This window comes from Pseudomonadales bacterium (assembly GCA_041395945.1).
Classification (GTDB): domain Bacteria; phylum Pseudomonadota; class Gammaproteobacteria; order Pseudomonadales; family Azotimanducaceae; genus SZUA-309.
In genome coordinates, this window is the sequence record JAWKZN010000001.1 from 403,938 (window position 1) to 422,519 (window position 18,582).

Sequence of the window (18,582 nt, forward strand, 5' to 3'; positions counted from 1 at the left end):
GCCGATCGAGCTGCACTAGATCGCGAACCAGTGCGACCCCGATTCGTCGGTGAATTCGTAGTCCATCACTCTGGGCCAGCGGGCCGGCTGCATGTCCTGCTCCCAGACATCCAGTGCCTCGAGCAGCACGCGTACCCGATCCGGTTCCCGTGCCGAGAGATCCAGACGCTCGCCCGGATCTTTGTCCAGATCGAAGAGCAGTACCTGATGTGAGTTGCGGTTTTCGAGGAGTTTCCAGCGACCGTCGCGCACTGCCCGATTGAAATCGCTGCGCCAGAACAGCATGCGCTGCGCAGCTGCGGTTTCAGTGTGGTGCTGCCTGCCGAGGAGATCCGCCGAGTCATAGACCCGGTCCGTGCTGGCCCGGACATCCAGTTGACTCAACAGGGTCGCAAACAGATCGCTCAACAGCACCGGGCGCGGGTCGGTTCGAGCTGCCAGAGTGCCGGCGTGGTAGATGATCAGCGGTACTCTCAGGCCGCCTTCGAACTGGGTGAACTTGCCGCCACGCAGGGGACCGTTGCCGGTTGCGCCGGTGTAGTCTGCACCGCCGTTATCGCTGGAGAAGATGATCAGGGTATCGTTTAGCAGTTGCCGTTCCGCAAGTGCGTTCACCAGTTCGCCAACACCCCGGTCCAGACGACGGATCATCGCCGCGTACACCCGATGGTTCCGGTCAAGACCCGGGTCGATGGCTTCGTAGTCCTCGCTGCGGGCCTGAAACGGCGTGTGTGGTGCACTGAAAGGCACATAGGCGAAGAAAGGCTGACCGCGATTTCCCGCTTCGATGATGAAGTGGCGGGTTTCTTCGACGATTGCGTCGGTGAGGTATCTGTCTTCCTCGATTGGCTCGTCGTTGCGGGTAATCCGGGAAGGTCCGTCCCGCCCCATGTCCCGGATGTGGCGCTCCCAGAACAGATCCTGTGTGTGATCGATGATGTCCGGTGTGCCGGGAAGCGCATAAAGAGTGAAGGCTTCCCGGAATCCGTACCGGGTCTGAAAGCCGAAATGCCCGGGCCCATTGGATGGACCGTAGCCGAGATGCCACTTGCCGAAGATGCCGGTTGCATAGCCTTTTGCCGCGAAGACTTCTGCCAGGGAAATTTCACCCGCCGGCAGGCCCTGCCGGCTGCGCTGGGTGGTGTCCGGATAGCTGGATTGCAGGAAGGGACGCATGGCGTCCGTGTCGATCAGATAGCGGAAGCCGAGGTACTCGCCGAGATTGCGGACGTAACGCTGCATCGGCTGGGATTCGAAGCCGAAGCGGTTCTGATAACGGCCAGTCAGCAGGGCAGCGCGGGAGGGCGCGCAGATAGCGGCGTTTGCATAGGCATTGTCGAAACTCACTCCACCCGCAGCGAGGGCGTCCAGGTTGGGAGTCGGGATGCCGGACGCGCCGTTCGATGACAGGTCATAGGGGCTCAGATCGTCAGCCAGAATCAGCAGGACGTTGGGGCCCGTGGACTGGGCACCAGTTTGGAGGTCCCGCAGGTATTCACGTTTTCCTGCCAGGAGTCGATCGTCCATCGACTCCGGCGCTGCCGGGGTTGTCGGGATCGGCCAGAGCAGAGCGGCGACGCAGCATGCGCCTGTCAGCAGGAGCAGCCGTCCCAGCATGGGCTGGAGGCCTGTGACGGGCATTTCTGCTGCAGGTCAGGCGCCGACGGTGGCAGGAGTCGGCGTGGTCGCCAGCCGCAGCATCTCCCGGTAGTTGGCGGGAAAATGCACACCGTCGTAGTAACCACGGTTTTTCAGGAGTCGGTGCAGCTTCGGCAGGTTGTAGATCGGCACCGACGCCAGCATGTGATGCTCAAGGTGGTAGCTCACGCCAAGCGGGCAGAACACCAGCCGGTCGAGCCAGTTCGCGGCGATGGTGCGGGTGTTGCTGCGCGGGTCCGCGTCGTAGAGATCGGGTACCGCCGCATGTTCGGCCATCTGGCGCAGTCGACTGACCAGCCGGTTGGTCGTCAGCAGCGCCACCCACCAGACCAGGTACAGCCAGGCCGCGCCGATGTAGATGAACAGGGCAAGCATTGCCGCATTCACAGCCAGACCGCGGGCCAGGGCGTGCCGCTGTTCGGGATGCTGCCCGGAAAAATTCAGGAAGGCTTTGAACAGACCACGGGTCTGCTTCCATCCGGTCTGTCCGGAAAGGTCGCGCCAGATTTTTCGCTGCAGGCGCTCCCTGTCGATGGGATAGTCCCGATAGTTCGGCAGGTCGGGGTCTTCGTGGGTGCCGGCGAGCTTGTGATGACGGAGATGGCCGCGTGCGTAGGCTTTCATGTTGTTGAAAGTCGGGGGGGCGGCAAGCCATTCGCCCACCCATTCGTTGAGCCTGCGATTTTCAAAGAAAGTACCATGTCCACACTCGTGGACGATCACGCCAAAACCGAGCTGGCGACCGCCGAGAAGAATGATACCGAGCAGAATGGTCAGTGGATTCGGCCAGAGGGCCATCATCGCGAAGATGCCTGCGGTGATGCCGTAATTACAGACCACCAGCCAGGCAGCCTGAAGATCGCTGCGACGACTGATTCGTGCCAGCTCTTCGCTGCTGAGGACGTCCTTCACGTTCATTCAACTTTCTCCTGAGTGCTTTCGCGCATTGTCCGTTGCTGCAGCTTTTCGTTGTTCAGCTGCTGTGCCATGTCGTCCCCGGCCGCCCTTTTAGCGTGCACCTGCAGACACGCCGCTGGCGAGTTTAGGGTGCGGCATGCGGTCCATGGCGCCCTGTCTGCCCCGGGTCCAGATCTCCTTGCCGAGTGCGTCGTAATCGAGCATCCGGCGCCAGAGCCTGGTGCGGGCGGAGGCATTCACGAACTGCTCCGGCAGCAGCGGATCCTTGGCCAGACGATGGATCATTTCACCACCGAGACTGAAGCACTCCAGACAGGCGGCTTCCTGGGGCAATGCCGGCAGACGGGCCGTACTCGCTTCGAGCCTCTCGAGGGCATTCCCGTAGTCCCTGTCCAGCTGCCGGGGGTTCCACAGCTCCGGCCACTTCTCAGCCGCACCTGTTTCCGGAGTTCCGCAGAACAGCAGTGTGGTCCCGGCGAGGCCGATGCTGCGCGCCAGCTCACGCAGTCCGGCCAGGGTCAGGTTTAGGTTATCCGGACGCACGTGGAGGCCGGTCTGTACTTCGCGGAATCCCAGTGCATCCAGAGCCCAGAGGCTGGACCCGGTGTCGCCGGTTGCTGGGTTGCTGGTACCGGAGGCCGGAGCCTGGTGAGCGAACAGCCAGTGGCCGGAAGTCCAGGGACGCATCCGCTTGTCCCCAAGCCGCCAGCGCTCGACGAAGTCATTCAGGGCATCCGTGGTGTCTGCCAGGCGGTACAGACCGCGGGCCGGGCTTTCGATTATGCCCCTGGCCATGAGCCGGGAGAGGGTCACCCGCATGGTGTTCTCGGTGAGATCGAAGAGCCGGCCGGCGGCGATGAGCGACTGCACGCTGCGGCGCCGGCTGCGGGCGCTGCGCAGCATGTCGAGGATCACATCGCTGGGTCGGCTTCGCTCCCGGGACACCCTGTGGACTCCTGATGGCAGGTATTGGCTGAGATCGGGGCCTCTGCCAGGACGCGCAATATTACATGAATCACCTTTTTGATCAATATTTCGTAATGAACTCTGTGACCCGATTGCGCCCAGGGTGACCCGATTATCCCAGGGTGACGGTCGCTCCGGTCGCTCTGGAGAAAAGACTGAATCTGTACCGCCCGGTCACAGCTTGCGTAACATCACTCCCATGAATACTCCAACAGACGTCGTCTGGCGGACGATCCGTCGCGGCGGATCCAGGCGTGCACTCGGTGAAGCCAGTCTGGTGCTGGCTGCCGTGGACATCGATCACGAGATTCGTCGGGATATCGGTGACTGGTATCTGGTGGTCGCCGAGTCCGATGCACCCCGGGCGGTCGCGCATCTGGAAACCTACAGTCTTGAAAACCGCCCGCAACTGGCTGGGCCGACACTGGTTGATCCGATCGACAGTGGCTGGATTGGCGTACTGGGTTTCCTCCTCGTCATCTGGTCGCTGCCCAGTCTGGAGCAGGCGCAGGTGTTCGGCTGGGACTGGCGTGGTATCGGCCGGCTCGAGGCCGGCACTGTGATGGCCGGGGAATGGTGGCGGACAATCACCGCGCTGACCTTACACGGCGACATAGCCCACCTGGTCGGTAATTCCCTGTTCGGAGCCTTGTTTGGACTGCTGGTGGGCCGCTATCTGGGTTCCGGACTCGGCTGGCTGCTGATCCTGCTGAGCGGCGCACTCGGTAACGGACTGAACGCCTGGCTGCGACCTGAAGACTTCCGGGCGATCGGAGCGAGCACCGCCACCTTCGCAGCACTGGCCATTGGCAGCGCCTTCGTCTGGCGCCGGGGTTACTTCCGCGGTCGGGGCTGGCGGCGGGGGCTCGCGCCCCTGTTTGCAGCCATCGCCATGCTGGCCTTCACTGGTGTGGGCGACGAAGGCACAGACGTGCTGGCGCATTTCACCGGTTTTGCGTGTGGTATTGGCGCAGGCATTGTGGCAGCGCAACTCCCGATCGAGCGTCTCGGTGTCAGCGGTCAGCGGTTGTGTGGTGTGGGTGCGCTGGTACTGATCTGCGTCGCCTGGATGTCGGCAGGCGGCTGACTCACCTCAGCGCAGCGGTGGCAACTGCCTGCGGATCTGCTCTGGAAGCCAGCCGAGGCTGACAGCGCGCGCCCGCTGCCAGAAGGCGGACAGCAGGAGCAGGGCGGTGCCCACGAGCAGTGCCGTGCTGGCGAAGCCAAGATCAACCAGATCGGTCTGGCTGAAGAGCGCGGTGAACGCATAGAGGACATAGCCGAGCGCAGACACCATCAGTGCGCGGCGGTCGATCATCAGAGATATCACGGCGATCAGAGCATAAATGCCGGCCACCAGCCCGACCTGCAGCGCGCCGAGGGCGTGGTCGTAGGCCTGCAGGGCGGTGAACAGGGGATGTACCAGCAGCGGGGCTGCCAGCAGGTGCAGCCAGAACGCCACATCTGATCGCCCGGTACGGCGCTGCACGTCCGAAGCATCCCACTTCAGCGCCAGGGCGAAGGTGGCGAGACCCGCAGCAAAGGTCAGCACAGAGATCCAGTTCGCCAGAGTCGGGAATGCCAGAGTGGCACTGATCAGTATGCCGACGATGAGTGCCAGCAGACCGGCGGCGACTGTGACGGGCACGTGAAATCGGAGCCAGTGGCCGGCTGCGGCAAGGGCGGCCAGCACCCCTGCGGCAGCAACTGCCTGCTCCCCGGGCACAAAGTGCAGGCCGGACTGGAACACGCCACCCACAAAGGCAACGAGCAGCAGAATGCCGGGTAGTGCCATCCTGCGTCTGCGCACAAAAAATTCGGCCAGTCCCCAGGATACTGCTGCGCAGGACAGGCCCGCGAATCCCTGAGCGACGGATCCACCGATCGACCAGACCGCCGCCAGCAGGAGGGCGCTGGCGATTGCGACGAAGATATCGTTGAAGCCCGTGAGCAGGCGAAAGGCCTCCTCATCCGGTCCGCTGGCGGGATGCCGTTCAATAAGGAAACTGCGGAAAGCGGCTGCGGTCTGGCGGTTCAGCACGCCTGCGGCGACGGCTGCGTCCAGGTCCTGATCGGTGTACATACCCGGGTGCCTCTCAGTCGTCGAGGCGCAGGTAGGCGAGCCATTCCGCCACGACCGCAGGCGCCACATCGTCCCCCTCGATTTCGATCGAAGCGTCGAGATGGATGAGCAGACCGTGATGCCCCTTGGGTTCTGCTTTCTTCAGTTCGAAGCGACCGCGAATTCTCGAACCTGCAGCAACGGGTTGCACGATGCGTACTCGATCGAAGCCGTAATTCTGTCTGTACACCACACCCGGAATGGGGATGTGCACGGCTTTGGCCATTTCGGTGAAATGGGCGAGGAGCAGGAAGGGCTGGGCGGTGGCGCCTCCGAAAGGAGTTTCGCTGGCCGCCCGTTCAGGATCCGTGTGGATCCAGCTGTCGTCTCCGGTGGTTGCAGCATGCTGATCGATTTTTTTCTGATCGATGAGAATCCAGTCGCTGGTACCGATCTCGTGACCGAAGAGATGATGGATGTCCTGGATTATTGCTGGGATGTTCGGCATAGGGAGCGCCTCGTCAGTGCGGGTTTGGAGGTGCGACACCTCTTGGAATTCTGATGTTGTCGACCAGCCCCTGGATACGGGCTGGAGCGGGAGGAAAGAAACGGCTCACGATACCGGCGGTCATGAAATTGCACAGTGCGCCGATCATGCCGATACCTTCCGGGGAGATACCGAACCACCAGTTTGCAGAGATGTTCGCATCGGGTGCCCAGAGTTTGAAGTAGCCGATGTAGCAAAAGGAGAACGTCAGACCGACCACCATACCGGCGATCGCACCTTCTTTGTTCATTTTCCTGCTGAAGATGCCCAGGAGAATGGCTGGGAAGAGCGAGGAGGCTGCCAGGCCGAACGCAAAAGCCACGACCTCGGCCACGAATCCGGGTGGATCGATGCCGAGATAGCCTGCAACGATCACCGCCGTAGCTGCTGCCAGGCGTGCGTAGAGAAGTTCCTGCCGGTCAGAAATGTTGCGGGCGAAACTGTTCTTGATGAGGTCGTGGGACACCGAAGTCGAGATCACCAGCAGCAGACCTGCTGCCGTGGAGAGTGCTGCCGCGACTGCACCTGCCGCGACCAGCGCGATCACCCAGGCGGGCAGTGCGGCGATTTCCGGGTTGGCGAGCACCATGATGTCCCGATCCACATAGACTTCGTTGGGTGAATCTGTGGGTGTATTGATGATCATCCGCTGGCCGAGTTCCCCCCGTTCGGAGCCGAAGGACGGCCTCCCCTCGAACGGTGCACCCGGCGCGTACTGCACGGCACCGTCGCCGTTCTTGTCGAGCCAGCCGATAAGACCCACGTTTTCCCAGCTGCTGAACCAGCCGTCGAGTTGGGCATAAGGATGATCGTGCACAGTGTCGATGAAATTGAGTCTCGCGAATGCACCGACTGCGGGAGCGGTGGTGTAGAGGAGTGCGATGAACAGCAGTGCATAACCCGCCGAACGGCGGGCGTCAGCCACACTGGGTACGGTAAAGAAGCGTACGATCACATGGGGCAGACCCGCTGTGCCGAGCATGAGCGCCATCGTGATCGCAAACACATCGATGGTGCTCTTGTTGCCGTCGGTGTAAGGCGCGAAGCCGAGCTCCAGCAGAGTCGCATCCAGCCGTTCCAGTACCGGGACACCTGAACCATCAGCGACGCTCGCACCCAGACCGAGCTGGGGCACCGGGATTCCAGTGATGAGCATCGAAATGAAGATTGCGGGAACCAGGTACGCGAAGATCAGTACACAGTACTGAGCCACCTGGGTATAGGTTATCCCCTTCATGCCGCCGAGCACCGCGTACATGAACACCACGGCCATGCCGATTCCCACACCCAGTTCGATCTCCACATTGAGAAACTGGGAGAACACGATACCCACTCCGCGCATCTGGCCTGCGACGTAGGTAAAGGAAATGATGACCAGGCTGATTACCGCGACCACCCGGGCAGTGTTGGAGTAGTAGCGGGTACCGATGAAGTCCGGCACGGTGAACTCGCCGAATTTCCTCAGGTAGGGTGCAAGCAGCAGCGCCAGCAGCACGTAACCACCCGTCCAGCCCATCAGATACACGGTGCCGTCGTAGCCCATGAAAGCGATGATGCCGGCCATCGAGATGAAGGAGGCGGCACTCATCCAGTCTGCGGCAGTCGCCATGCCATTGGCTATCGGATGCACGTGTCCACCGGCCACATAGAATTCCCGGGTCGAAGCGGCCCGGGACCAGATGGCAATACCTATATAGAGGGCAAAGCTGGCACCGACGAACAGATAGGTCAGCAGGGTCGCATCCATAGACGTCAGTTCGAATCCTCACTGGCCTGACGGGTCCGATCTGCAGGATCGGCCTGCTCAGCATCCACGCCGTAGCGGCGATCAATACGCTGCATCAGTGCGGTGTAGACGAAGATCAACACCACAAATACGTAGATCGAGCCCTGCTGGGCCCACCAGAATCCGAACTTGAATCCGAAGAAGTCGATTCGATTGAGCGGCTCTACCAGCAGAATACCGAATCCGAAGGACACCAGGAACCAGATGGACAGCAGCACGCCCGCAAGTTTCAGGTTGGCGCGCCAGTAAGCGCCGGGATCGCTGCCCTGTTGCTGCTCCGTTATGCCTTTTTCCACGCTGCTGTCGAATCCCCTAAACTGTCGCGGCCGGTATTCACCGCCACTGCGTGAGGCAATATAACCCAGCGCCGTGCGCCATGTTGAGGGGAGATGGATGCGGATAGATCATCTGATGTGGGGTGCCCCCGATCTTGAATCGGGTATCGAAGAGATCGAGCGTCTGCTCGAGATCCGGGCGATCGCTGGGGGTGCGCATACGGGTCTCGGCACCCGTAATGCGCTGGTGGCCTTCGACGATGGCGCTTACCTGGAGATCATTGCTCCGGATCCCGATCTGGCGGAGCCGGTCTCCTTTGGTGCGCGACTGTCCGGGCTCGAGCAGGGCGGACTGGTGACCTGGGCTGCGGGCAGTGACGATCTGGTGGTGCTCGGTGCGCAGTTCAAGGCGCGGGGCCTGGGCGTTCGCGGTCCGCGCGAAATGGCCCGGATCACGCCCCAGGGCCTGCGCCTGAACTGGTCCCTGCTGTTTGTACACGGACATTCTTTCGGAAACCGGCTGCCGTTTTTCATCGACTGGCAGGGCAGTGCGCATCCGGGCACTTCCAGCCCGATCTGTGGCGCGCTGACCAGCCTGAGTGTCCGCGGCGCCGATGTGGTCGCGCTTGCCGGTCTCCTCGAGAGTGTGGACACCCGTGTCCGCTTTGAGCATGCAGAGCTATCCGAACTTGTCGCGGTGATCGACGTGCCGGTACAGCGAGCAGGGGCAGGTGGGCGTAAGAGCCCGGGACGCCGGATTGAGCTGACGTCTACTCCCGATACATTGCGACTGCAGCTGTGATTCGCCGCAGCGGGAGATCGGGATTCCTGTGGCAGCCACGGTGCCGGGTTCGCCAACCCAATCGCCGGTGAAACGACTGGCCTGGCTGTGGCCGGCGCAGGCCTTTCTCGATGATCTGATTCTGATCTATCCGGTCTACGCCATCATGATGCAGGAGGCGGGCATCTCCGGGGTCGAACTCTCCGGTCTGTTCATCGTCTGGTCTCTGGCGGCGCTGCTCTTTGAGATTCCCTCGGGGGTGATCGGCGACCGGCTGAACCGGAAACTCTATATCGGATTCGGTGCGCTGGTGAGCGGCAGTGGCTATCTGGTGTGGCTGTTCTGGCCGACGCTGCCCGGATTTGCCCTGGGTTTCGTGCTCTGGAGTCTGGGCGGTGCCATCCGCAGCGGCACCCTCGAAGCGCTGCTGTTCGACTGTCTCAAAGCGCAGGGGCAGGCCGCCCGGTTCAGCCGCTACTATGGCCGGGGGGTCGCCGCCAGCGGTGCGGGTGTGGTCCTAGCCATGGCGCTCGGCGGACTTGCGGCCACAGAGGGTTATACGTTGCCATTGCTGCTCTCTGCACTTGCGCCCGCTGCCTCGTCGTTACTCATCTTTGCAATACCCGCGTTTGCAATACCCGCGCCGGATTCGAAGGTGAGTACGGCGCTGCAGGAAGCTGATCCACAGGAGACGGGCGTGGAAGCAGGGGGCCTTTCTGCCACGTTTCGAGCGGCGCTTGAGGATATGCGTGGTCACAGCGGTGGTGACCGCCATCTGCTCAGAATTGCCACGATGGGCGTGTTTCTTGTCGGCGTCCCCCAGGTCCTGGATGAATATGTCGGGCTGCTCCTCGACGAGACCGGAAATCTGACTCTGGCTGAAATCGGGGTGCTGTATGGCATCTCAGCGGGGGCGTTTGCGCTCGGCGGTGGACTCGGACACCGGCTCGATGGATTCAGTCTGCGCCAGCTCGCGGTCACAGGAGGTGGCGCGCACATCCTGCTCGCCGCCGTGCTCACCGGTTCCCCTTATCTCATGTCCCTGGCCCTGACCATCTATTTTCTTGTACTGGGAGCGGTATCGGTAGCGCTCACCAGCGCCCTGCAGCATGCAATCACCTCCACGGCCCGGGCAACAGTGATGTCACTGATGTCCGCGGGGCTGGAAGCCTGGGGTGTGGTGCTCTACCTGCTGATCGGAGTGCTCGCCGATCTGCTCGACTGGCATTCGGCGGTGACCTGGATCGGCTTGCTGAGTGTCTTCATTGGAGCAGCCTTTGCCGCGCGAACGTCACTCAATATCCGGAACCTCTGAATGGCCGGTTGCTGTGCCGGTCATGACGAAGGGCCGAGCGCCCGGCGCAACCTGTCATGCACGGCTGCCAGAGTATCGATGATCGCCTCGACGCTGCGTGCACCCGATTGAAAGATAGCGGTGGCATTGAGGGCGCCCCATCCGAAACCCATCTCGGCCACGGCCAGGGCCCGGGCTTCCACCTGATCCAGATCCGCATAGAAACGTTTTCCCGCCTCATCCCGGGGCGGGACGTCGAGCATCTGCTGCAGGCCGATCCCGGCGGGATCACGTTCTGCGTGTTCCGCATGATGCGCAATCCGTGCCAGAGCATCCCGTGCGACCACCGGATCGGTCATTGCGGGTGCCAGCCAACCGTCACCGAGTTCTCCCACCCGCCGCAGTGCGCGCTCGGAGTGCCCGCCGATCCAGATCGGCAGGTGTTCGGCTCGGGGGGGTTTGGGTTCCATCGCCATGGCGTGGACCCTGTAATGCGGGCCGTTGAATTCCACATGACTTTCTCCCCAGCAGGTGCGCAGTAACTGGATGGCCTCATCCATACGGACACCTCGATCCGGGAAATTTTCATCGAGGGCTTCGAATTCGGACGCCTGCCAGCCAGCTCCGACACCCAGCCGCATGCGACCCGCGGAGAGAATGTCCAGCGTCGCGACCTGTTTGGCCACCAGCACCGGCTGCCGCTGGGGCAGCACGAGGATTTCAGTTCCCAGGCCGATCCGGGAGGTCACCGCGGCGAAGGCGGCGAGCATCACCAGTGCCTCCATGATGGGCATCTGGGGCGGATATCGGGGAGAGGGCCGATCCTCGGTGGGGAATCCCATCACCACGTGATCGAAGATGTCGAGCTGGTCATAGCCGATTTCCTCAATGGCCTTTGCCAGTCGCAGCATGCCGGTCGGTCCTTCCCGATAGGCGACACTGGGATATTCCACGCTGAGTTTCATGAGGCTGGCTCCCGATCAGTCAGCCACCAACATACGCGCTCTGGTGTGACAGGTAAAAACACATTAGCCTGACTGCTTTCGCTACCCCTGCGAGTACTCATGGAGTCCGCCAGCCAGCCAGCCGTCCCCGTGCAGCCCATCCGACCGGCGGCCACCATCATCATCGCCCGGGATGTGGGTTCCGGTTTCGAAATATTCATGCTGAAGCGAACCAGCCGGGCGGCATTTGCCAGCGGCATGTATGTTTTTCCCGGTGGCCGGGTGGACGCGGATGATCATCTGCATCAGTACGACCGCATCCGCACCGGACCTTCGGCTGAGCAGACACCACAGCAGATTGCACTGGGTAATGAATGGCGCGGTTACTGGATCGCCGGTATCCGGGAGAGCTTCGAAGAGGCCGGTCTGCTGCTCGCCTACGATGCCGGTGGTCAGCTGCTGCCCTACACGCCGCAGAACCGGGAACGCTTTGACACCTACCGGCATCAGCTGCATGGCGGACACACCAGTCTGTTCGATATCTGTCTTGTCGAAAACCTGTCACTGGCCGTCGACCGGATTCATTTTGTGAATCGATTCGTCACACCCTTCGGGCGCGCCCGCAGATTTGATACCCGTTTCTTTCTGGCAGAGGCGCCTCCTGGTCAGACAGGCATTCATGATCGAAAAGAGACGGTGGACAGTATCTGGATCTCGCCTGAGGAAGCGCTGGCCCGCAACGAAGCGGGGGATTTCGATCTGATGCGGGTGACGCAGATGCAGCTCGAGTTGCTGCAGAATCACAAAACGCATGCGTCTCTGATGCAATGGGTGCAGACCCGGCAGGAATTCCCGATCCGAAGACCCGTCCTGCCGCTCTCACCCGACACCACCGAAGGTGCATAATCCGCCCTGGTTCGTATCGCCTGTTACCGACGTGGAGTTTCCTGATGTCTGATATCGAAAACGCGCATAAGACCCTGTCTGCCAGGATCGGCGAATCCTCGACTCCCACCGAGTGGTTTGAAATCACCCAGGAGCGCATCAACGCCTTCGCCGACGCCACCATGGATCATCAGTGGATCCATGTGGATGTGGAGCGCGCTAAAGCGGGACCGTTCGGCGCCCCGATCGCGCATGGACAGCTCACTCTGTCGATCATGAATTTTCTGCCGAAGGCCGATAAGGGCGAACCGCTCGCCCAGTTACCTGGACAGAAGCTCACCATCAATTACGGTTTTGACCGGGTACGTTTCCCCTCACCGGTACCGGCAGGCTCGAAAATCCGTACCATCAGCACGCTGAAGCGGGTCGAAATCAAAGGCACCATGATCGAGATCATGAATGAATTGGTGCTCGAAGTGCAGAACTCACCGAAGCCCGCCGTAGTGGCGGAAAGTCTGGCGAGGCTGGTGTTCTGAGTGCGGCGTGCACGGTGCTGAAAGCGCGATGAGACGCGGCAGCCAGGTCATCGACATGCACACCGAGCGTCTGGTGGTGGATTCCCTGCCCGTTGAGGTGCGTCGTAACAGTCGTCGTAAGACGCGTATCGGACTTTCCTTTGATCCTGCTGGTGTCGTCGTGCTCGAAGCACCGCTGGGGGCCACCCGGACTGAACTCGAGGCCATCGTGGTGGAGCACGGTCGCTGGTTGCGGCACAGGCTTGGCAGGATTCAGGAGGATGCGACCTGTGTTTCGGTGCCCAGACATGTTGCCGGGGAACTGCTGCAGTATCTCGGTCAGGCTTACGAACTGAGGGTGGTGGAAGGCAGGACCTGGGTTGCCCGTACTGAAACCGAGCGGCAGTTGCCGCTGTTTCACGATGTTCGCGGCATCCGCGGTCACATCACCGTGAGCACACCGAGCGACGAACCGCAGCGGGTGGGCGCGGCCCTGAAACGCTGGTACACGCGGGAAGCGCGCCAGCTGTTTGAGACCACCCTGCAGCGTTTTGCCGACCTGCCCTGGCTCAACGGCGTGCTGCCCGACTGGCGGGTCGGCTTCATGCGCAGCCAGTGGGGCAGCTGCAGTGCGTCCGGTCGAATTGCACTCAATACGCACCTTGTGAAAGTGCCCCAGTCGCTCATCGACTATGTGACCCTTCATGAGCTCTGCCACCTGGTTCACCATGATCATTCCCGGCGTTTCAACAATCTGCTCGGGCGGCATATGCCGGACTGGCAGGATCGCGAAGTGGCACTCGGGCAGTATCTGCCGGTGCTGCTGCACGAATGACCACTGAGCAGATGGCTGCAGCACCGGCACTGGAAAACGAACTCAGCCTGCTGGGATGGTCCTCCTTCTTCCGTCAGCAGCTGACGCTGGAAGAGGTGGAGACAGGCGTCCCGGCACGGGTTTTCGAAGTGCATCGGTCGGGACTGGTGTTGCGTTATGCGGGCGGTGAAACCGATGTGCCTCTGGGAGGACGCTGGTTTCAGGGCGGCGCCGAGGAGCGGCCGACTGTGGGTGACTGGCTGCTGCTCGAAGCGGATCGCCGCACGATCCTGCGTCTGCTGGATCGCAGCAGCCTGATCAAGCGGATGAGTGTGAGTAAACCGGGTGAGGTGCAGCTCATCGCCGCCAACGTGGACACGCTGCTGCTGGTCACTTCCTGCAACGCGGATTTCAATCCATCGCGACTGGAGCGCTACCTGGCTCTGGCCCATGAAGCCCGCGTGCAGCCCGTGGTGGTGCTCACCAAGGCAGATCTGAGTTCCGACACGGATTCGTACCAGGATGCAGCGCGGCTGCTCGGGTCAGATCTGGTGGTCGAAGTCGTAAACGCGCTGGCTCCTGAAACCCTGGCGCCGCTGCGCAGCTGGTGCAGACCGGGTCAGACCGTGGCCCTGCTGGGGTCTTCCGGCGTCGGTAAGTCCACGCTCATCAACTCCCTCGCCGGGGTGCGGCTGCAGGATACCGGTGAGGTGCGTGAGGCTGATGCCAAGGGCCGGCACACGACAACCCACCGGTCGCTGCACCTGCTGCCCGGTGCCGGCATGCTGCTGGACAGTCCCGGGATGCGCGAACTCGGCATCACGGATGTACAGGCCGGTCTGGCGTCGACTTTCGAGGATGTGGCATCACTGGCGAGTGCCTGTCGTTTCGCGAATTGTGCACACTTGAGTGAACCGGGTTGTGCCATCCGTGCGGCCATCGAAGAAGGGCGGCTGGATGCGCGCCGTCTCGACAGTTATCGTAAACTTCGGCGCGAAGAGCTCTACAACTCGGAAACCGTGGCCGAAAGGCACGCGCGGGTCCGACAGTGGAGTAAAAAGGTCAAACAGGCGCAGCGTAAGCCGGATCATTAGTGGCCGATCGGTAACTTGATTACCGATCGCTGTATCCAGCAGGATTTCTGTCCGCGTCGATTTCGAGGAAGCCCAGTGAGTAATCTGATAGTGCCCGGTGTCCGACGGCAACCGGTCTCCGTTACCCGGAAAATGTCTGCGTCGCTGCCGGGATTAAGGAAACTCGCCCAGGAAAAAGGCCTCAAAATTCATCATCTCGGGGCCGGCTATCCGCACCCTGAGGTGACGGATCCCCGGGCCTTTATCGAACACGAAGCTGCCTATCTTGCGTATCTCACGGAGCAGGAAGGACTCAATGATCCGGACGTGCTGCCTGAACATGTGCGCGAGGCCTATTCCTATGGCGATACTCTGGGTCCCGTGCGCACCCGGGCGCTTTTTTCCAGGGTCTACGGCAACGACTGGAATCTGGCGCTGAAGCCTGAGCGGCTGGTGCCCACGGTGGGTGCTACCGGCGGCATCAGTCTGGTGTGTTCTCTCTTCGAACATCCGGGCACACCGGTTGCCTACATCACGGATGCGCCGACCTATGCGGGATTCATGGCGCGGGCCAATCTGTGCCAGCACGCGGCCATCTTCAGTGTCGAAATGGACGAGGAAGGCCCGCTGCCCGATGTGTTTCTCCGGCAGATCCGTAGCGCGCGGGAGGAAGGCTACTTTGTGCCCTTCTACTACACCGTGCCGGACGGCCACAATCCTGCCGGTTTCTCCTTCTCTATGAGGCGCCGACACGAGATCCTGGAGATCGCACGGGCGGAAAAGGTGCTGATTCTGGAAGACGCACCCTATCTCTATATCAATTTTGCGAAACCCTCCGAACGCCAGGCGCCCTTCCTGTCGCTGGATCCTGCGCAGACCGTGCACCTGTTCACCGGCTCGAAGATCGGCTTCCCCGGACCCCGGGTGGGTTACCTTTACTCCGAAGCCGAGCTCGAGATCGCAGGCGGCGCGAAGGCCACCCTTGCGGAGCTGGCGCTGGTGCAGGCGAGTGCCGACATCCTGTTCCCGAATCCAGCCGCCTATCGGGGCTTCGAGGCGCTGCTGCACGAAAACGACTTTACAGAAAGGAAGTCCCTCTGGCCGGTGGCCGAAGAGAAGCTCGCCATCTATCGGGAAAATCGGGAGATCCTCCTGACCGGTTTCGAATCCGCGCTCGGTGCACACAAGGATCTCTTTCACTGGACAGTTCCTGCGGCCGGATTCTTCACCGTGTTCACCTTCCTCGGTAAGAGGGTGCGCACAGACGATGACTTCGTGCGGCAGATGGTTTCGGACTACGGGGTCGTGGTGATTCCCATGTACGACTTCTATCCACCCGATGCCCGGGCCCGGGATCCGGACGCAGGTTACGATCAGTTGCGACTGTCTTTCTGCTTCAGCGAAAGTAGCGGCGCCCAGCGGCGACGCGATCTGGAGGAAGCTGTTGCCACCTTCTGCGCGGCAGCTAGGAAAATATGCGGACTGGGTTGAAGACCCGGGGCTCCGGGAGGCTGACGTCGAAAAGGCCGCCAGAGTATTAGGAGCTGAAGTGGGGTCGCGATCTGACAGATTTCCTTCTGACTTTTGATCCTGAGTGCTCTCACTGAGATCTCGTGGAGGGTATAGTGACCCTGGCGTCTCACCTGCCGGCAAATGCAGTGAGGGTTGTCGAACCCTGATCTGAATACCCTGATCTGAATACCCCGATCTGAATACCCCGATCTGAATAAAGGAGACACACATGAAGACCATCGCTGTTCAAATTCTGAGAACACTGGGGCTGTTTCTGCCGATCCTGCCGCTGCCTGCGCTTGCTGTGGATGCTGGTGGCCGTTCTGGAGGTACGGTGATCGAAGAAATCATCGTGACCGCGCAGAAACGCGAGGAGAATCTCCAGGAAACGCCGGTGTCGGTCACGGCGTTTACCGGCGACACCATCGAAGCGCTGGGATTCCGGCAGTCGGTCGACATTACAGCACAGACGCCCAATTACAGTGTCGGCTATCCGAATGGCGACACAGGAGTGCCGGCGCCGTTCATCCGCGGCGTAGGCCTGAACGATTTCGGTGTGCTTAACCAGGGACCGATCGCAGCCTATATGGACGAGACCTACATCTCCTCAAACGCTGCACAGATTTTCCAGCTGCTGGATACGGAGCGGGTAGAGGTTCTGCGTGGCCCGCAGGGCACGCTCTACGGTCGCAACGCTACGGGTGGCGCGGTCAATTTCGTGTCCCGCAAGCCGACTATGGAATGGGACGGCTTCATCCGGGGCGGCTACGGCAGCTGGGACATGACAAAACTGGAAGGGGCAGTGGGTGGCCCTCTGGGGGACTCGACAGCCTTTCGCGCGGCCATTCTGAAAAATGACTCGGATGGCTGGATGAAAAACCGCTTCACCGGCCACGATCAGCAGGGCGTCGATGAACTCGCCTGGCGGGTGCTTCTCGAAACCCAACCCACGGAGTCACTGAATCTGCTGCTGAATGCCCGCGGTGGGCAGACCCGATCGGATGCGGTGCAGTATCGCCACCTGGGTGTCTGGGACAGTAATGGTGACATGTGCTCGAACAGCGACATCCGGGCGGGATTGTGTGCGGACATCTTCGGATATTCTGAACGGGCGCCTTACACCACGCTCAATGGCGACGATGTGTCTGCCGTTCCGGGATACAAGGAAGGCAACTACGACTTCGAAGCGAAGAACAAGACTGATTTCTGGGGTCTTTCACTCACTGCGGACTGGACCGTCGGGGAGTATGTGATCACTTCGATCACTTCCTACGACGACATGGAAGATTTCCGGCCGGAGGAAACTGACGTTGGCCCCAATGACATCCTCACCGGTGAGCTGGCGGTAGATCAGAAGACGTTTGCTCAGGAGCTCAGGATCAGCTGGGAAGGCGATCAGTGGAGCTGGCTCGCCGGTGCTTATTATCTGCGCGACAAGGCACAGGACAACACGGCATTCGACATACTTCGCGACGCACGTCCCGCATTTATCGGAGACGATGTGAACTGTTCAGCGCCTCCCGGTAACCCGACCGGTTTCTGTCCTGAAGCCTTCGTGCAGAAATCCAAATCCGGAACCGATCAGAAGATCACCAGTTACGCTCTGTTCGTCGATTCAAGTGTTGAACTCAGCGATACACTGAAACTGCATGCCGGTCTGCGCTACACGGATGAAGATGTGGATCATGACGCCTACTTTTTCTTCGATGAGCCTGCCGCAGGCAATCCGGCGCAGCCCGGTTACCCGGCGAAGGCCAGTAATGATTTCAGCAATGTTTCCGGACGGCTCGTGCTCGATTATGCCTACAGTGATGATCTGCTTTTCTACGGTGGTATCACTACGGGATTCAAGGCTGGAGGAATTCAGAGCACCAGCGACGGTGTAGCCCCCTACGATGAAGAAACACTGGTCAGTTACGAAGCCGGCTTCAAATCGACGCTGGCCGATGGTCGAGTCCGTTTCAATGGTTCTGCCTTCTATTACGACTACAAAGATCTGCAGGTATTCGCCTTCGTGATCGTCGACGGGCTTGGCTTTTCCACGATCTCCAATGCCGCAGATGCCGAAATCTACGGGGCCGAACTGGAGCTGCAATGGCTGCCGATTGAAAATCTGTTCGTCAACCTGGGGCTGGGTCTGCTGTCCACGGAGTACAAGGATTTCGTGATTCCGTCCGGAGACTATTCGGGTAACGACATTACCATGTCTCCTGAAGTTTCCTTCAACGGGCTGCTTCAGTACGACATACCCCTGGATAACCTCGGAACCCTGACCTTGCAGACGGACTTCAACTATCAGGATGAGGTATTTTTTGATGCGCTCAACAATCCGCTGCTTTCTGAAGACGACTACTGGCTGTGGAATGCCAGGGTGAGCTGGCAGTCGGTCGATGAGAAGTGGGAGGTGGCCGCATTCGGTCGCAACCTGGGTGACGAGGAGTACATGGTGTACGCCTTCGATCTGTCTTTCTTCGGCTTTAACGAGGAAATGATCGGCACCCCGCGGGCTTTCGGCATCGAAGCGACCTACAAGTATTAGGTCCGGTTCGCC

Annotated in this window: 17 protein-coding genes; 9 read left to right on the forward strand and 8 right to left on the reverse strand. The window is 60.8% G+C overall.

Features of this window, described 5'->3' with window-relative positions; genetic code table 11:
• Window positions 1-15 precede the first annotated feature (15 nt).
• The 3 genes from R3E82_01910 to R3E82_01920 all read right to left on the reverse strand — a co-directional run bounded on the left by R3E82_01910 (window position 16) and on the right by R3E82_01920 (window position 3,522).
• Window positions 16-1,641, reverse strand: a complete 1,626-nt coding sequence (locus R3E82_01910; protein MEZ5549624.1) for a sulfatase-like hydrolase/transferase — start codon at window positions 1,639-1,641, stop codon at window positions 16-18.
• 12 nt (window positions 1,642-1,653) lie between these two features.
• Complete coding sequence (locus tag R3E82_01915) at window positions 1,654-2,577, reverse strand: fatty acid desaturase family protein (GenBank protein MEZ5549625.1); 924 nt, start codon at window positions 2,575-2,577, stop codon at window positions 1,654-1,656.
• A 90-nt stretch (window positions 2,578-2,667) separates the two neighbouring features.
• Window positions 2,668-3,522, reverse strand: coding sequence for a hypothetical protein (locus R3E82_01920; GenBank protein MEZ5549626.1), 855 nt, complete (start codon window positions 3,520-3,522; stop codon window positions 2,668-2,670).
• Window positions 3,523-3,742: 220 nt separating this feature from the next.
• Here R3E82_01920 and R3E82_01925 point away from each other — a divergent pair, with 220 nt between their 5' ends.
• Window positions 3,743-4,630, forward strand: coding sequence for a rhomboid family intramembrane serine protease (locus R3E82_01925; GenBank protein MEZ5549627.1), 888 nt, complete (start codon window positions 3,743-3,745; stop codon window positions 4,628-4,630).
• Window positions 4,631-4,636: 6 nt separating this feature from the next.
• On the opposite strand, the gene R3E82_01930 is transcribed toward R3E82_01925, so the two are convergent.
• From R3E82_01930 to R3E82_01945, 4 genes are read right to left on the reverse strand one after another with little or no spacing between them, the layout of a single operon-like run.
• Window positions 4,637-5,626: a hypothetical protein gene (locus R3E82_01930; protein MEZ5549628.1), complete on the reverse strand. Its 990-nt coding sequence runs from the start codon at window positions 5,624-5,626 to the stop codon at window positions 4,637-4,639.
• 13 nt (window positions 5,627-5,639) lie between these two features.
• On the reverse strand, window positions 5,640-6,113 hold the full coding sequence (locus R3E82_01935) for a MaoC family dehydratase (GenBank protein MEZ5549629.1): 474 nt from the start codon (window positions 6,111-6,113) through the stop codon (window positions 5,640-5,642).
• A 13-nt stretch (window positions 6,114-6,126) separates the two neighbouring features.
• The gene (locus R3E82_01940) at window positions 6,127-7,899 is read right to left on the reverse strand and encodes a sodium:solute symporter family protein (GenBank protein MEZ5549630.1); all 1,773 of its coding nucleotides are present in this window, start codon (window positions 7,897-7,899) and stop codon (window positions 6,127-6,129) included.
• A 5-nt stretch (window positions 7,900-7,904) separates the two neighbouring features.
• Window positions 7,905-8,222, reverse strand: a complete 318-nt coding sequence (locus R3E82_01945; protein MEZ5549631.1) for a DUF4212 domain-containing protein — start codon at window positions 8,220-8,222, stop codon at window positions 7,905-7,907.
• 109 nt (window positions 8,223-8,331) lie between these two features.
• Here R3E82_01945 and R3E82_01950 point away from each other — a divergent pair, with 109 nt between their 5' ends.
• On the forward strand, window positions 8,332-9,015 hold the full coding sequence (locus R3E82_01950) for a VOC family protein (GenBank protein MEZ5549632.1): 684 nt from the start codon (window positions 8,332-8,334) through the stop codon (window positions 9,013-9,015).
• A 28-nt stretch (window positions 9,016-9,043) separates the two neighbouring features.
• Window positions 9,044-10,309 (forward strand): MFS transporter, encoded by a 1,266-nt coding sequence (locus R3E82_01955; GenBank protein MEZ5549633.1) that lies wholly within the window; start codon window positions 9,044-9,046, stop codon window positions 10,307-10,309.
• A gap of 20 nt (window positions 10,310-10,329) precedes the next feature.
• Here the strand turns inward: R3E82_01955 and R3E82_01960 are convergent, their stop codons facing one another.
• On the reverse strand, window positions 10,330-11,253 hold the full coding sequence (locus tag R3E82_01960; GenBank protein MEZ5549634.1) for an LLM class F420-dependent oxidoreductase: 924 nt from the start codon (window positions 11,251-11,253) through the stop codon (window positions 10,330-10,332).
• A gap of 99 nt (window positions 11,254-11,352) precedes the next feature.
• Between R3E82_01960 and R3E82_01965 the strand changes: the two genes are divergently transcribed.
• The 6 genes from R3E82_01965 (at window position 11,353) to R3E82_01990 (ending at window position 18,570) form a co-directional block, all read left to right on the forward strand.
• Window positions 11,353-12,138 carry a hypothetical protein gene (locus R3E82_01965; GenBank protein ID MEZ5549635.1) on the forward strand — a complete coding sequence of 262 codons (786 nt, stop codon included), beginning with the start codon at window positions 11,353-11,355 and terminating at the stop codon, window positions 12,136-12,138.
• Window positions 12,139-12,182: 44 nt separating this feature from the next.
• Window positions 12,183-12,653 carry a MaoC family dehydratase gene (locus tag R3E82_01970; GenBank protein MEZ5549636.1) on the forward strand — a complete coding sequence of 157 codons (471 nt, stop codon included), beginning with the start codon at window positions 12,183-12,185 and terminating at the stop codon, window positions 12,651-12,653.
• Between the two features lie 28 nt (window positions 12,654-12,681).
• Window positions 12,682-13,467: a SprT family zinc-dependent metalloprotease gene (locus R3E82_01975; protein MEZ5549637.1), complete on the forward strand. Its 786-nt coding sequence runs from the start codon at window positions 12,682-12,684 to the stop codon at window positions 13,465-13,467.
• A complete protein-coding gene (rsgA, locus tag R3E82_01980; GenBank protein ID MEZ5549638.1) occupies window positions 13,464-14,540 on the forward strand; it encodes a ribosome small subunit-dependent GTPase A in 1,077 nt (358 codons plus the stop codon). The genes R3E82_01975 and rsgA overlap by 4 nt, the downstream gene beginning before the upstream one ends.
• A gap of 75 nt (window positions 14,541-14,615) precedes the next feature.
• A complete protein-coding gene (locus R3E82_01985; protein MEZ5549639.1) occupies window positions 14,616-16,010 on the forward strand; it encodes a PLP-dependent aminotransferase family protein in 1,395 nt (464 codons plus the stop codon).
• Between the two features lie 250 nt (window positions 16,011-16,260).
• Window positions 16,261-18,570 carry a TonB-dependent receptor gene (locus R3E82_01990; protein MEZ5549640.1) on the forward strand — a complete coding sequence of 770 codons (2,310 nt, stop codon included), beginning with the start codon at window positions 16,261-16,263 and terminating at the stop codon, window positions 18,568-18,570.
• Window positions 18,571-18,582 lie beyond the last annotated feature (12 nt).

Coding starts and splice junctions, on each gene's coding strand:
- R3E82_01910 (MEZ5549624.1), bottom strand. CDS start 1,641: ATGCCCGTCACAGGCCTCCAGCCCATGCTGGGACGGCTGCTCCTGCTG.
- R3E82_01915 (MEZ5549625.1), bottom strand. CDS start 2,577: ATGAACGTGAAGGACGTCCTCAGCAGCGAAGAGCTGGCACGAATCAGT.
- R3E82_01925 (MEZ5549627.1), top strand. CDS start 3,743: ATGAATACTCCAACAGACGTCGTCTGGCGGACGATCCGTCGCGGCGGA.
- R3E82_01930 (MEZ5549628.1), bottom strand. CDS start 5,626: ATGTACACCGATCAGGACCTGGACGCAGCCGTCGCCGCAGGCGTGCTG.
- R3E82_01935 (MEZ5549629.1), bottom strand. CDS start 6,113: ATGCCGAACATCCCAGCAATAATCCAGGACATCCATCATCTCTTCGGT.
- R3E82_01940 (MEZ5549630.1), bottom strand. CDS start 7,899: ATGGATGCGACCCTGCTGACCTATCTGTTCGTCGGTGCCAGCTTTGCC.
- R3E82_01950 (MEZ5549632.1), top strand. CDS start 8,332: ATGCGGATAGATCATCTGATGTGGGGTGCCCCCGATCTTGAATCGGGT.
- R3E82_01960 (MEZ5549634.1), bottom strand. CDS start 11,253: ATGAAACTCAGCGTGGAATATCCCAGTGTCGCCTATCGGGAAGGACCG.
- R3E82_01965 (MEZ5549635.1), top strand. CDS start 11,353: ATGGAGTCCGCCAGCCAGCCAGCCGTCCCCGTGCAGCCCATCCGACCG.
- R3E82_01970 (MEZ5549636.1), top strand. CDS start 12,183: ATGTCTGATATCGAAAACGCGCATAAGACCCTGTCTGCCAGGATCGGC.
- R3E82_01975 (MEZ5549637.1), top strand. CDS start 12,682: ATGAGACGCGGCAGCCAGGTCATCGACATGCACACCGAGCGTCTGGTG.
- rsgA (MEZ5549638.1), top strand. CDS start 13,464: ATGACCACTGAGCAGATGGCTGCAGCACCGGCACTGGAAAACGAACTC.
- R3E82_01990 (MEZ5549640.1), top strand. CDS start 16,261: ATGAAGACCATCGCTGTTCAAATTCTGAGAACACTGGGGCTGTTTCTG.